Below are 14,598 nucleotides of genomic sequence, written 5' to 3' on the forward strand. Positions count from 1 at the left end.
CATGCACGTGAAGGCGCCCAACCGAACGGCTCCAGCGCACCGGAGCCCGCCGGAGCGCCCAGCCCACCCCCAGCGGGCCCCGGCGCGCCGATGGTGGACGTCCCGCAAAATACAGGGCCTCGCCTACGCCGCCCCCACAGCCGTGTTCGTCACCGTGTTCTTCTTGCTGCCGCTGCTGCTCGTAGGGCGGATGTCCCTCAGCGACTGGCCGCTCCTGGCCGGCGACCGAGGCATCAACGCCCCCGAGAACTACACCGACGCCACCGACACCACCCTGTTCTGGCCGGCGGTCCGCTTCACGCTCCTCTACACGGTGATCGTCACGGTCGTCCTCCTCGGACTCGCCCTTCTCCTCGCCCTGCTGGTGCAGGAGTCCCGCCCGGCGGCGGGTTTCTTCCGCACCGTCTACTTCCTGCCCAGCGCCCTCGGACTCGCCTCCGCGTCCCTGCTCTTCTGGGGCCTGTACAGCCCCACCACCGGACCTCTCAGCCGCATCCTGGAGAACCTGGGCCTCGTCGACGACCCGGTGTCCTTCCTCGGCACCCCGACCTCCGCCCTTCTCTCGACCGTCTTCCTCATCGTCTGGAAGTTCGCCGGGTTCTACATGCTGATCCTTCTCGTGGGCCTCCAGCGCATCCCCCACGAGGTGTTCGAGGCGGCCCGCATGGACGGCGCGAGCCGGGGCCAGATCTTCCGCTCGATCACGCTGCCGCTGCTGCGCCCGTCCCTCGCGCTGACACTCCTGCTCTGCGTGACCGGATCACTGCTCGCCTTCGACCAGTTCTTCGTGCTCACCAAGGGCGGACCGGACAACAGCACGGTCACCGTCGTCCAGTTGATCTACCGGGAGGCCTTCCAGCGGATGAACCTCGGTACGGCGGCGGCCCTTTCGGTGATCGTGCTGGGCGTGCTCCTCCTGCTCAACGCCCTCCAGTTCCGCGGCCTGCGCCACGCAGACGAGTCATGACAGCCCGTACGCCAGCGGAAGGGAGACCACGGTGCTGACCCGCGCCCTCGGCCGTACGCCCTACTACGTCGTCGCCGGAGGACTGGCCGTCATCTTCCTCTTCCCCCTGGTGTGGAACGCCTGGGCGTCGGTCAGCGGCCAACCCGGCACCGCACAGGAGTCCGGCTACGGCCTCGGCAACTACCGGACGCTCCTCGACTACGACGCGGGCCTGTGGCAGTACTTCCTCAACAGCACCATCGTCTCCGTGCTCACCGTCGCCCTGACACTCGGAGTGTCCCTGCTGGGCGGCTACGCCTTCGCCCGCTTCGACTTCCCCGGAAAGAACCTGCTGTTCCTGCTCACCCTGGCCATCCTCATGGTCCCGTACGCCACCCTCCTCATCCCCCTCTACGTCCTGCTCGGCCGACTTCACCTCCAGAACTCACTCATCGGACTGAGCCTCGTCCTGGCCATGTTCCAACTGCCTTTCGCCACCTTCATGATGCGGATCTCCTTCGAGGCGGTGCCCCGTGAACTGGAGGAGTCGGCGCTCGTCGACGGCTGCGGTACGGCGGGCGCACTGCGCCGGGTGCTGCTGCCCGCCGTACGACCGGGGTTGATCACCGTCGGCCTGTTCGCGTTCCTCGCGGCCTGGAACGACTTCATCGCCCCGCTGATCCTCATCTCCGACAGCGAGAAGGCACCTCTGCCGCTGGCTGTGGCCAACCTCCGGCAGCAGAGCATGGGCGCCGTCGACTACGGCGCCACCGAAGCCGGTGTGGTGGTCCTCGCCGTGCCCTGTCTCCTCCTCTTCCTGCTGCTGCAACGGCACTACGTACGAGGCTTCATGTCGGGCGCTCTGAAGGGCTGACCAACCGGATGAAAGGCATCAATTGGTGAGCGATGACCGAGAGTTGTCGACCGTGCTGCCCGTGGCACCGACCCGGGGGCGGCTGCGCCCGCTGGGCCTGGACGAGGTGAGGATCACCGGCGGGTTCTGGGCCCGGCGCCGGGAGACCAACGCCACCGCCACCCTCGCCCACTGCCGGGACTGGATGGAACGCGTCGGCTGGACCGGCAACTTCCGGGCCGTCGCCGAGGGCCGTATCCAACGGGACCGACGGGGAAGGGAGTTCGCGGACTCCGAGATCTACAAGCTCCTCGAAGCGATGGCCTGGCAATCCGGCACAGGCACAGGCACCGGCGCCGCGCTCGACCAGGACATCGCCGCGCTCACCGAGGCCGTCGCATCCGCCCAGGATCCGGACGGCTACCTGAACACCGCCTTCGGCCACCCCGGACAGCAGCCCCGCTACAGCGACCTCGAATGGGGTCACGAACTGTACTGCTACGGGCACCTGATCCAGGCGGGCGTCGCCCAGGCCCGCGCACAGGGCGAGGGTGAGCTGACGAAGATCGCCCGACGCGCCGCCGACCACATCTGCGCCACCTTCGGCCGGGGTGGCATCGAGCGGGTCTGCGGCCACCCGGAGATCGAGACGGCCCTCGTGGAACTGGCCCGGCTGACGGGCGAGGAGCGCTACCTCGACCAGGCGGCCCTGTTCATCGACCGCAGGGGCCAAGGCACGCTCGCCGACGGCGAGTTCGGCCGCGTCTACCACCAGGACGACCTGCTGGTGCGGGACGCCACCGTGCTCCGAGGCCACGCCGTCCGCGCCCTCTACCTCGCGTCCGGCGCGGTCGACGTGGCCGTGGAGACCGGGGACGAGGAACTGCTCGCGGCGGTCGGGCGTCAGTGGGAGGCGGCGGTCGCCAGGCGCACCTATCTGACCGGCGGCATGGGCTCCCATCACCGGGACGAGGCCTTCGGCGACGACTTCGTCCTTCCGCCCGACCGCGCCTACTCGGAGACCTGCGCCGGCGTCGCCTCCGTACAGCTCAGCTGGCGGCTGCTCCTGGCCACCGGCGACCCGCGCTACGCCGACCTCGCCGAGCGGACCCTCTTCAACGTGGTCGCCACCTCCCCGTCCTCGGACGGCCGGTCCTTCTTCTACGCCAACACCCTGCACCGGCGCCACCAGGGCGCCGTACCCGCCGCCGACGCGGTGAGCCCGCGCGCCGAATCGAGCCTGCGCGCGCCCTGGTTCGCGGTGTCCTGCTGCCCGACGAACGTGGCACGCACCCTGGCCCAACTGCCCGCCCACCTGGCCACGGCCGACGACCAGGGCATCCAACTCCACCAGTACGCCGACGCGGAGATCGCCACATCCCTCACCGGCGGCCACGACATCGCCCTGAGCGTCCGCACCGACTACCCGTCCGGCGGCATCGTGACGGTACGGATCGACCGCTCGTCCCCGGCCCGCCCCTGGACCCTGTCGCTGCGCGTCCCCGCCTGGACGGAGGGCGCCACGGCCTACCTGGTCGACCCGGAGGGGACCTGCCGTACGGTCGGCCCGGGCACCGCATCGGTCACCCGGGTCTTCCTTCCCGGCGACGAGATCCGGCTCGAACTGCCCGTTGCGCCACGGTGGATCGCCCCGGACCCGCGCATCGACGCCGTACGCGGCACGGTCGCCGTCCAGCGCGGCCCGCTCGTCTACTGCGCCGAGTCCGTGGACCTGCCGGACGGTCGTGAGGTGGACGGCGTACGAGTGGATCCGTCCGCCGAGCCGGAGGACGGGCCGGAGGGCACCGGCACCGTTGTCGCGCCGGGTGAACTCGCCGAGCCGGACGGTCCCGGCGACCCCGTATGGCCGTACCGGCCACTCGACCGAGCCACCGTTTCCACCGCCGAGCGCACGGGAATCGTCCTGGTTCCCTACAACTCCTGGGCGAACCGCGGCCCTTCGACGATGCGCGTGTGGCTGCCGACCACAGAGACGTAGACCGGACGAACTCCGGATCAGGCCCCCCGAACCCCACGATCGGAGCCCGAGATGACCCAACCTCCAACCCGTCGAAACCTGTTGAGACTCGCCGCGGGAAGCGTGGCCGCCACGCCACTCGCGTACGCGGTGCCGGCTGCGGCCCTCCCCGCGGCGCCGGCGTCAGGCGCCGCCGTCGCCGCCCCGCCCGCCGCCTGGTCCGTGCAACCCTTCCCCCTGGACCAAGTGACCCTGGGCGACGGAGTGTTCCGGCGCAAGCGCGACCTGATGCTGGAGTTCGCCAGGTCCTACCCGGCGGACCGCATCCTGGCCGTCTTCCGTGCCAACGCGGGCCTGGACACCCGCGGCGCGCAGCCGCCCGGCGGCTGGGAGACCGCCGACGGCAACCTGCGCGGCCACTTCGCCGGTCACTTCCTCACCCTCGTGGCGCAGGCGTACGCCGACACCCGTGAGGCCGGACTGAAGACGAAGCTGGACTACCTGGTCACCGCGCTCGGCGAGTGTCAACTGGCCCTGGCGGACCACGGATCGCCGCGCCCCAGCCACCCCGGGTTTCTGGCCGCGTACCCGGAGACGCAGTTCATCCTGCTGGAGAGCTATACGACCTACCCCACCATCTGGGCGCCCTACTACACCTGCCACAAGATCATGCGCGGCCTCCTCGACGCCCACACCCTGACGGGCAACCAGCAGGCCCTGACGATCGTCTCGACGATGGGCGACTGGGTGCACAGCAGGCTCAGCCGCCTGCCCCAGGCGCAGTTGGACCGCATGTGGTCGATCTACATCGCCGGCGAGTACGGCGGTATGAACGAGGTGCTGGCCGACCTGTACGCCCTCACCGGCCGGGCGGAGCACCTCGCAGCCGCCCGCTGCTTCGACAACACCGCGTTACTGGACGCCTGCGCCGACAACCGCGACATCCTCGACGGCAGGCACGCCAACCAGCACATCCCTCAATTCACCGGCTACACAAGGCTGTTCGATCACACGGGGACGACGAAGTACGCCAGTGCCGCGCGCAACTTCTGGGGCATGGTCGCGGGCCCCCGGACGTACAGCCTGGGCGGCACCGGCCAGGGGGAGATCTTCCGGGCGCGGAACGCGATAGCCGCGACCCTCGCCGACAACAACGCCGAGACGTGTGCGACGTACAACATGCTGAAGCTGAGCCGGCAGCTGTTCTTCCACACGCCCGACCCCGCCTACATGGACTACTACGAGCGGGGCCTGACCAACCACATCCTCGCCTCCCGCCGGGACGCCCGCAGTACCACCAGTCCGGAAGTCACCTATTTCGTCGGCATGGGCCCGGGAGTCGTGCGCGAGTACGACAACACCGGTACCTGCTGCGGCGGTACGGGTATGGAGAACCACACCAAGTACCAGGACTCGGTGTACTTCCGCTCCGCCGACGGCAACGCGCTGTACGTCAACCTCTACCTCGCCTCCACCCTGCGCTGGCCGGAGCGGGGCCTCGTCATCGACCAGACGAGTGACTACCCGGCCGAGGGTGTGCGCACCCTGACGTTCCGCGAGGGCGGCGGCAACCTCGATCTGAAGCTCCGGGTGCCGTCCTGGGCCACCGGAGGCTTCACCGTCACGGTCAACGGGGTTCCGCAGCAGGCCGGGGCCGTTCCCGGCAGCTACCTCAACCTGAGCCGGAACTGGCAGCGCGGCGACCGGATCACCGTCGCCGCCCCGTACCGGCTGCGCGTCGAACGGGCCCTGGACGACCCCACGGTCCAGTCGCTGTTCTACGGCCCGGTCCTGCTGGTCGCCCGGAGCCAGGCCACGACCTTCCGCACCTTCTCCTTCTACAAGGACTTCACGCTGCAGGGCGACCTCGCCGCCTCGGTCAGACCCGAGGGCCGCCCGCTGCACTTCACCACGCACGGCCTGACCCTGGCCCCGTTCCACATCGCGGACACCGCCCGCTACCACGCCTACTTCAGGCGCTCCGAGCCCGTCGTCGTGTTCGGCACGGCCACCTCCGGGGTGCCGAACCGCGCCCGCACGGACGGTCTGACCTTCCTCGACGTGCTCTGGGCGCGGGCTCCCTTCGCCTCCCAGGGGGCCTTCCTGGACGCGGTCCGGGCCCTCGCCGACACCTGGCTGTCCCAGAGCCTGTTCAGCCGGACCGAGCGGGACGCGGTCGTCGCCGCTGCCGTCCGGGCGAACCTGACGCGCTGACGGCCGGAGGGAGGGGAACCGAGCGGTTCCCCTCCCTCCGAGCGTGCACTCAGCGTCGTACGAGTGTGATCCGGTACGTCGTCGTCCGCGTCCCGTCCTCACCGGTCACCGTGACGACGGCCCGCGTCCGGCCGTGCTCGAGGACCTTGTCGACCGTGATGTTCGCATAGGGGTCGCGAGCCGTCGCCGTGACCTCGGCCCGTGCCGGATCGCCGGTCGCGACCCGGTAGTCGGTCGTCCCCGGGTCGAACGACGCGACCGGAACGCCCGCCACCTCGATCGACGCGGCGGCCGAATCCGAGGCGACACCAGGCGACTTGGCGTACACCTCGAGCTCGCTCATGGTGAGGTAACCGCCCTGACGGGCCGTCATGACCACCCGCACCCCGGCAGCGGGCCCCGCCGTCAGCGGTACGTCGATCACCTGCGCGCCCTCGGTCCCGACCGGGACGGTGCCGCTCGCGTCGGTCCATGTGTCGCCGCCGGCCGCCCGCACCTGCACCTTGAGGCTCTCCGGGAAGGACGCGTTGGACCCGTCCCGGTAGAAGTGCGCGACGACCCTGCTCAGGTCACGGGCCTTCGGCAGTGTGTACGTGATGGTGTCGGAGGCGTTCTTGGTGTTCCCCGACTTCCAGTTGGACCACGCCTTCTCTGTCAGGTCGCCGTTGCGCAGCTTCTCGGCGGAGTACCCGTTCTCGGTGAACGTGGCGGCGACGGAGACGTCCGAGTCCGGCGCGATGTTCGTCGCCACCGGTTCGGTGACCTGGACGCGTACGGTCGCGTCGGCCGTACCGCCGCCGACGATCCGGGCGACGCCGTGCAGGGTGACGGTCCCGGTCGTGCCGAACGCCCCCTCGGTCGCCGGGTCCCAGGTGACCGGAAGGCCGGTCCGGCCTCCGTGCGCGCCGACACCGGCGACCGTGGCGGGCAACTCCGGCTGCCCGCCGACGTAGGTCTTGGCACGGCCGGGCAGGGTCGAGGCGATCGTGTCGACGGTGACGACCGCCTTCGCGGGGATCGTGCGACCGAGAGCGTCGGTCGCCTCACCCCTGACCCGCACGGTCCCGGCCTTGCGCCAGGCCCGGTCCGACGGCAGGTCCCACACCACGGGCAGCGTGCCCCGGGCGCCGTCCCGGAACACCGGCGTCACCGTCTTCGGCAGCTCGGGCCGCAGACCGGGGACGGTGAACGTCGTCGTGGGCTCGGTGCGCAGCACCGTCTCGTCGAGCACGGCCCAGCGCTGGTTCGCCGCCGAGGTGGGTGTGTACGTCGACACCTTGGCGCCGTCCGTCGTGGACTGCCCGGTGACGTCGAGCAGACGGCCGGTGGCGGCGTTGACGAACGTCCAGGTGCCGTCGCCGGTGGTCGACAGGATCCACTGGGCGCCGCTGTCGGGTTCACCGGCCGCCGGGTCCGGGTTTTCCAGGACGGCCACGTTGTCGCGCACGGCGAGCTGTCCCCCGGTGGTGGCGCTGATGAGGGCATAGCGTTCGCGGTTCTCGGTGCCGGTCGTCAACTGCCGTACGAACCAGAGCTGTTGGGGGTTGGCGGCGTCGGTCGTGCGGATGACGACACCGGTGCCGTCGTCCGAGGAGGCCAGCGACTTGCCGCTCTGGGCGCCCTGGAGCCGGTAGACGTGCCCGGGCTGTACGAGGGCGGCGTCCTTCGCCACTCCGCTGACGCCCTCGACCAGGAAGGTCGTCACCGACTTCGCGGGGACGGTGAGCGTTGCCGACCGGTCGGTCACCCGGACCGGTGCACCCCGTACCAGCGCGCCGTCGGCGCTCGTCACCACGGGCGTGACGGAGGCCTTCCGCGCGATCCTGCCGAAGCGCGAGAGATCGAGGGTCACGGAGCGCGCGGTCGTGCCGCTGTTCACGTGCACCGCCGTCGCCGCACGACCGGACGCCTTCACGGCGGCGACGGTGGACGCGTCGTCGGTCTTCACGAAGTGGTCGCCGGGGCGGATGAAGTGGGTGAAGTTCCGGATGGTGTGGAACTTGGAGTTGGCCTTGATCGGGCACGTCTCCAGGGTGTCCGTCGCCGTGCAGTCGAACGGGACGTGGATGCTGCCCCAGTTCTTGCCGGCCGCCGCCTGTGGGATCGAGTCCTCGATCGGCTGCCAGAACACCCAGGCGGAGGGCTCCAGTTCACGCATGTCGTCGACCATCCGGGTGGCGATGCCGAGCCCCGGTTCCATGCTCGTGAAGTCGGACCCGGTACCCCAGGTGCCCTCGACCTCGCTCATCCACAGCTTCTTGTCGGCGCCCTTGGCGATGTCCCGGGCGCTGGTGCGCATTCCGGTGCCGTAGGTGTGCACGTTGAGCTGGTCGACGGCGGCCCGGGCGTCGGTGCCGTAGGCGTTCCAGTTCTGGGTGAAGGTGGTCGGGTTGGTCTCGTCCATCGCGGAGACGGTGGCGTCGGTCCTCGCCCCGGCGAGTGCCTTGTCGAGAGCCAGGACGACCTTCTGCTGGAGCGCCGGCCCGGCGTGCGCGCCTTCCTGACGGCCGCCGGAGGGCTGACCGTCTGCGCCCAACTGGGTACCCCAGTAGTTGGTGTTGGGTTCGTTCAGCGGATCGATGGTGTCGAACCTGATGCCGTGCCGCTTCTCCATCTCCTCGGTCACCCGCACCAGATAGGCGGCGAACGCGTCGACACGGTCCGCGCGGATCTGGTCCGTGTTCGAGTCGAAGCCCCCGGAGACGTACCCGCTGACCGTCTGGAACCAGGGCGGCGAGTTGCTGAACGCCTCCCAGGTGGTCACCTTGTCCTTGATCTGGTCCACCCACCAGCGCTGGTTCGCGTCGGCGTCCCAGTTCCAGTCGTCCGGGTTGTTCGGGTCCCACCAGTCCATGTCCTTCTGGGTGGTGCCCTCGGGGGCCTTCCAGAAGCCCTCCATGGTGGCGCCGGCCTTCATGTAGTTCGTGCGGACGTCCGGGGCGTTTCCGCCGCCGATGTTGTAGCGCGCGATGTTGAGATCGAGCCCGTCCTCGCCGAACAGCATGTCCACGAGACGTCTTCGGATGGGCTCTGGATAACCGCCCGTCGCGTTGGCGAACCAGACGAGGCTCGTTCCCCAGCCCTCGAACTCCTGCTGCTGGTACGACGGATCGATCCGCACGGTGACCGTGTTCTGCGCCACCGCTTCCGCGCTCGCCGCGGGCTGTGGGACCAGCAGACCCGCGCCGAGTACCAGGGGGATCGCCGGGGCCAGAGCCCGGACGGTGCGATGGCTGTGCCGAGGGGACACGGCACTCCCTTCCACGACAAGGAGACGAACAGAACCGAACAGAAGGAATCGCGCTGACGGCATGCTTGATGACAAAAATGAACACGTCAAGATGGTGTGCGATGTCCTTTGGCGCGGCGGCCACCTTCATCTGGACACTCGTCCACGGTCTTGGGCGTACCGGTCGCCGGCGTTCTCGACCCGGGGCGGTGACACGCATCGTGCGTGGTCCGAGCCCGGGAGGCCCCCGCGGCCGGAGGTCGCTGTCGGACACTGCCCTGCGCGACCTGGCCGACCACGGGTCGAGCCAAAGCGGCTCGTATGCACTCCTCGGCTCCCGATCGTCGCCGCCATGGTGAGCGACGGACTGCAGGCAGTCGGCGAGAACGGTTGGGTTGGTGCCTGATGACAAAGGCGCCACCGGGAGCTGCGTTCTTGTGAGCACCGCCTGATCGGGTGGTCCACGCGGTCCTACGGTCCGGCTATGCATACGAGTCGCAGCAGAGGGACGCCCCTGAAGGGGCTGCGCGGCACCGCGCTGGCGGTGCTGCTCACCACCGGGACGCTCACCGCGGTGGCCCCGGAGGCGCACGGCGAAAGCACGCGCACCGAGGCGCCCGTGGCGTCGTCGAGCACGGCGGTCGCCGGGGTGACCGAGACGGTGGTCCGGGTGAAGGCACCCCTGCCGGCGTCCTTCGGGACCCGGCCGGCGGCGTGCGACTGGCTGTCGTACCTGCGCTACCGCTCCTCCGGCGGGCCCGCGGAATCGGCCGACGCCGACCGGATCCTCGTCGCCCAGCCGGGCATCCTGGAGGGCGCCGGGGCCTTCGACAGCGTCGCCCGCAACACCGTGGCGCGCGCTGCCGAACGGGGCCTGCACATCGAGTTCTGGGCCCTGGACCGGCGCTCCAACTGCGTGGAGGACCACACCGGTATCGACTCCGGCGACCAGCACGCGGCCGTCGACTACTACTACCGGGGCAAGCAGGTCGCGGGCCGTACGTTCGCCGGGTTCGTCGGCAACGACCAGCTCGGGTGGATGGCGAAGCTCGGCATCGAGCAGACCGTCCGCGACCAATACACGCTGCTCACCGCCGAGTTGCCCGACCAGGGGGTGCGCGAGCGGAAGGTGCTGTGCGGCGGGCACTCCCTGGGCGGTGTGATCACCGGGTACTTCTCGGTCGCCGACTTCGACGGCAACCCCGCCACCACCGCCGACGCCGGACACCGCCAGTGCGCGGGGTACTTCGCCCTCGACACCACCGTCTCCACCTCGCTCGCCGACCTGAGCGGCAGCATCCCGGACGACACCAACCTGCCCGACATCGGCCTCGGATACGGCGTCGTGCAGGCCGGGCTCGACAGCGGACTGCTGCCGCGCTCACTGTCCGCGCCGGTCCTGCTCAACGCCGAGACGATGACCCTGCTGGCCATCGCCGGACTCGGCGCGACACGGAACCCGGGAGGTGAGGCCGACCTGCCGTCCTATCTGCCCGCCAACGTCAACATCGAGGCGACGAACCGCTTCCTGTTCTCCAAGGACGCCGGCACCTTCCTCACGGGCTCACCGGCGGTGAAGGACTTCCGGCTCACCAACGAGACGGTGCTCGGCGCACTGCTGGACGACAACTCCGTACCACTGGCGTTCCTGCAGAGCAGCGTGGGGTTCTTCGACGGCGGCCCGATCGTGGACAAGAGCTTCCCCGTCGCCAACGGCGGTGACGAGCAGCCGGGGCTGTTCGGCACCGCGTACAAGGCCATCCCGGACCGGCCGCACGGGCCGCTCTACACCTGGCGGAACTACGACCGCGTCGGCGATCCGGACGACCCCGGGTACCGGTCGGCGGACGGGACGCCGTTCACCGGCGCGGGCAAGGAGGTCACCGACATCCAGGAACTGGCCCGCAGCCTCGCCGGGCAGCCGCTCGACTTCACCGAGCAGTACTTCCCGACCAAACTGGTCACCGACCTCGAACTGGCCACCTCCCCGCAGGTGAAGCGGCTCATCGTGCATCCCGACGGGCTCACGGCCAACCCGACGCTCACCGTCCTCGCGGGCGACGGACTGCTGGCGGGCCGGGTCCCCGCCGACCTCGATCCCGTGGTCGCCGACGGCTACCAGCACCTCGACGTGCTGACCGCCGCGCCCACGCAGAACAACGGCCGTCCCGAGCCCGTCTCCACGAGCCTCACGGAGTTCGCCCGCGACCCCCAGTAGCTCCCTCGGCTTGCTCCCATGGAAGAAGGGCCCGGGAGGAAATTCCTCCCGGGCCCTTTCCCGTACGGCCTCCCGTACGACTTTCCGTACGGCTGCGGGTTCAGACTGCTCAGACCTTGCCCGCCGCGAAGTCGGCCGCCGCGCCGGCGTTCGCCGTGTAGCCGAGGTGAGCCAGCACGTCACCCCCGCCGTTCTCACAGATGGGGTCGCCCTTGGCGCAGAAGTCGATGGTGCGGCTCTGGTAGGTGCCGGTGACGCTCTTGCCGAGGGCCCGGATCGGATTGCCGAACAGCAGCACCGCGGCGACCTTCCCTTCCAGCGAGGCGGGAATGGTGGCCACGATCGGACTGCCGACCACCGCGCCGGCGCTGCTGATCCCGATGGAGTTGTCGACGACGTTCGCGCCCTGCGAATAGCCGACCAGAATGAAACGCTGGTTCGGGCACGCGGACGCCTGGCTCCTGACGTGGTTCACCAGATCCGAGTTGCCCTGTGCGGCCGACGTGAGGGAAAGGTCCGCGGGGTAGTTCACCTTGTAGCTGGACAGGTTTTTGCCCGTCAGTTTCCGCTGGAGGGCGGAATACACCGGGTCGCCGACGATCGCGCCGAGGGTGCCCGGCTCGAACGTGCCGCGAGCTGCGACGACGTCGATGTCGGTGCAGGCGGCGGCGGGTGCGGCGGCGGTGGCGGCGGGCGCCGAGAGGGTGGTGAGTCCGGCTCCGCCGACGAGTGCGAACGCGGCGAGACAGAAGCGAATACGCATGGGGGGATCCTTTGCGGGTGTGGCGCGGTCAAGCGCCTATGAGAAAGGACATCCCGAACGTATTCGCGTTGACGCACTGAGGGTTATGGACGGGAATTCAGGAATTCCTCGTTTTTTTGTGCCGAAGTGAGTGCCAGGATCAGATCAAGACGGCTGTCGGGGTCGTGCAGGGCCTCGCCGAAGACTTTCTCCAGCTGACGCAGGCGATAGCGGACCGTCTGCGGGTGGATGTGCAGCCGGGCGGCGACATCGGGCACGTTGCTGCCACTGAGCAGCCAGGCGAGCAGTGTCTCCGCGAGCCTCCCGCGCTGCTGCTCCGAGACCGCGTCGAGAGGAGCGAGAGCGCGTCCTTGCAGCAGGTCGAGCATGGGTTCGTCGCTGTGCAGCAGCAGGGTCGACAGGTGGTCGGCGCAGCGCACCACCCCCTGCCGGGGGAGTATCCCGCGCCCCATCAGCCCGAGGGCCCGGGTGGCCCAGCGCAGCGACCTGGCGGCCTCGGTGAGCGGCACCGTCGGCCCGATCGCCGCCGGCCGCCCCCGCAGCGCGAGCGTGAACGCCCGGCCGCCGAAGCCACCCGAGCCGTCCGGGTCGGGCACCAGCATCCGCGGCGGCCGGGACTCCATGTCCACGAGCGCCCCGGCAGCCGCCAACGGCCGCTCCTCGTCCCGCTGGTCCGATGAGGCCGCCAGGACGACGACCGCGACGTACGGCGGTACGGACCACCGGGCACCGTGCGCCAGGTCCCGCACCGCCTCCGGGGTCGGCTGCTCGCCCAGCAACAGGGCGAGCAGCCGGCCCCGGCGGCGCTCCAGCTCGTGCGTGTCGCGCAGCTGCCCCTCCGCGTAGCCCGCCGCCGCGGCCTCGGCGACCTCGTGCACGGTCCGGAACGCGAGCTCGCCCAGCCTCGCCATGACCGAGGAGTCCAGGCCGAGTTCCTCCGTCGTACGGCCCAGCAGCCGCCAGGCGTGCAGCCCCCCGACCCGCAGCGCTGACTGCAGGGTCTCGAGGCTGTGGCCCTCCAGTGCCTCGCCGCGCCCCAGCTGGTGGTAGATCGCGGTGATCGAGTCTCCCCGGGCGCGCGGGTCGGCGATGTGGTCGACGAACAGGGTGAGCGCCTGCACCACCCCCGATCTGAGGTGTGCGCGGTTCGTTCCGTCGGCCGACCGGGCGGCGTACTCCGGGACCTGTCTGTACACCTCCTCCTCCACCTCGTCGGCGACGGCCGCCAACTGGTCGCGCAGCAGTTTGACCAGTTCGGGTGGTACAGGGGCGGCTCCGGGGCCGTCCGGTGCGTCGCGCGGGGCGGGGGTCGCCACGAAGGGCCCTCCTTTCACCCGGAAGCGGCTCACCCGGGGGCTGGTGCCCGCGGGGTGAGGGACGAGTCCTGGGTTGGACGGATGTCCCCTGCGCTCCGTTCCGTGCCCCGACGGTACCGGCCTCACTCCGGCACCCCCAGCCCCCTGGCGAGCATCGGCCACGACGCGCTGAACTCCCCCTTCCAGTAGGCCCAGCCGTGTCCTCCTCCCGTGTAGTAGTGGGTCGTGACCGGGACACGGAGCAGTGCGAGCGTGTCGGTGAAAGCGTGCGCGGAGAGCCACAGGGCGCTCTCCAGCGCCTCGGGCAGCCAGTCACCGGTGCCGCCGACGACCCCGCTGCCACTGGAGACGTACAGGGGGGTGCCGCGCAGCCCCTCGGCGCGGGACCGCGGGTTGAAGTCGTGCCAGGTGAGGAGGTTCAGGAGAGGGCTGCCCCACAGAGAGCGGGGCGCCAGGTTCTCGCGGGCCACGATGGCGTCCACGAGTGGGGGCACACCGGGTGCCATGGTGTCGAGGATGCCGCTGTACGAGGCCGCCGCCGCGAACACGCCCGGATGGCGTGCCGCGTGCGCCATCGCTCCGTAGCCGCCGGTGGAGACCCCGGCGACGGCCCGGACACCGGAGGCCCGGTACGCGCGGGCGAGCAGCGCGGGGACCTCCGTGAGCTGGAAGGTCTCGTAGTCGGGGCCGCCGCGCCAGGCGGTGGGAATGCCGGTGGGCCCCGCGTCCGGCATCGCCACGATCAGGTCCCGGCCCTCGGTGAAGGCCTCGATGTCCGTCTCCCGGGTCCAGGACGTGTAGTCGTCGTGGGCGCCGTGCAGCAGATACAGCACGGGGTAGGTCCGCCCGGTCTGCGTGCCGAAACTCGACGGCAGGATCAGCCGTACCGGTGCGCTGCGGCCCAGGGCGGGGGACGACACGGAGACGTCCAGGGTGCGGGCGGAGAGCCGGGTCACGGCTTCGGCGGTGGCGGCTCTGCCGCCGAACAGCGCGGTCAGGCCGATGGCCGTCGCGGCTTTGGTGACGGTGCGTCGGGACACTCCGGTGCTGTGCTGGGCCATGACTTGCTCCTCGTCGTCCG

At 70.3% G+C, this 14,598-nt stretch carries 9 protein-coding genes; 5 read left to right on the forward strand and 4 right to left on the reverse strand.

The genetic code is table 11. The annotated features are described in order from the left end of the window. Window position 1: 1 nt before the first annotated feature. From ACW4TU_RS39450 to ACW4TU_RS39465, 4 genes are read left to right on the forward strand one after another with little or no spacing between them, the layout of a single operon-like run. Window positions 2-967 (forward strand): carbohydrate ABC transporter permease, encoded by a 966-nt coding sequence (locus tag ACW4TU_RS39450; protein ID WP_457421389.1) that lies wholly within the window; start codon window positions 2-4, stop codon window positions 965-967. 31 nt (window positions 968-998) lie between these two features. Then, on the forward strand, window positions 999-1,820 hold the full coding sequence (locus ACW4TU_RS39455) for a carbohydrate ABC transporter permease (RefSeq protein ID WP_457421391.1): 822 nt from the start codon (window positions 999-1,001) through the stop codon (window positions 1,818-1,820). A 25-nt stretch (window positions 1,821-1,845) separates the two neighbouring features. After that, on the forward strand, window positions 1,846-3,798 hold the full coding sequence (locus tag ACW4TU_RS39460; RefSeq protein ID WP_457421393.1) for a glycoside hydrolase family 127 protein: 1,953 nt from the start codon (window positions 1,846-1,848) through the stop codon (window positions 3,796-3,798). 51 nt (window positions 3,799-3,849) lie between these two features. Then, a complete protein-coding gene (locus ACW4TU_RS39465; protein WP_457421395.1) occupies window positions 3,850-5,991 on the forward strand; it encodes a beta-L-arabinofuranosidase domain-containing protein in 2,142 nt (713 codons plus the stop codon). Between the two features lie 49 nt (window positions 5,992-6,040). Here ACW4TU_RS39465 and ACW4TU_RS39470 read toward each other — a convergent pair whose 3' ends face one another. Next, a complete protein-coding gene (locus tag ACW4TU_RS39470) occupies window positions 6,041-9,241 on the reverse strand; it encodes a glycoside hydrolase (protein ID WP_457421397.1) in 3,201 nt (1,066 codons plus the stop codon). A 463-nt stretch (window positions 9,242-9,704) separates the two neighbouring features. Between ACW4TU_RS39470 and ACW4TU_RS39475 the strand changes: the two genes are divergently transcribed. Beyond that, a complete protein-coding gene (locus ACW4TU_RS39475) occupies window positions 9,705-11,438 on the forward strand; it encodes a hypothetical protein (protein WP_457421399.1) in 1,734 nt (577 codons plus the stop codon). Window positions 11,439-11,547: 109 nt separating this feature from the next. Here the strand turns inward: ACW4TU_RS39475 and ACW4TU_RS39480 are convergent, their stop codons facing one another. From ACW4TU_RS39480 to ACW4TU_RS39490, 3 genes are all read right to left on the reverse strand, one after another. After that, entirely contained in the window at window positions 11,548-12,201 is a 654-nt protein-coding gene (locus ACW4TU_RS39480; protein ID WP_457421401.1) for a cutinase family protein, read from the reverse strand. 83 nt (window positions 12,202-12,284) lie between these two features. Next, window positions 12,285-13,517, reverse strand: a complete 1,233-nt coding sequence (locus ACW4TU_RS39485) for a PucR family transcriptional regulator (protein WP_457421403.1) — start codon at window positions 13,515-13,517, stop codon at window positions 12,285-12,287. 122 nt (window positions 13,518-13,639) lie between these two features. After that, window positions 13,640-14,578, reverse strand: a complete 939-nt coding sequence (locus ACW4TU_RS39490) for an alpha/beta hydrolase (protein ID WP_457421405.1) — start codon at window positions 14,576-14,578, stop codon at window positions 13,640-13,642. Window positions 14,579-14,598: the final 20 nt, after the last annotated feature.

This window comes from Streptomyces kryoterrae (genome assembly GCF_054072135.1).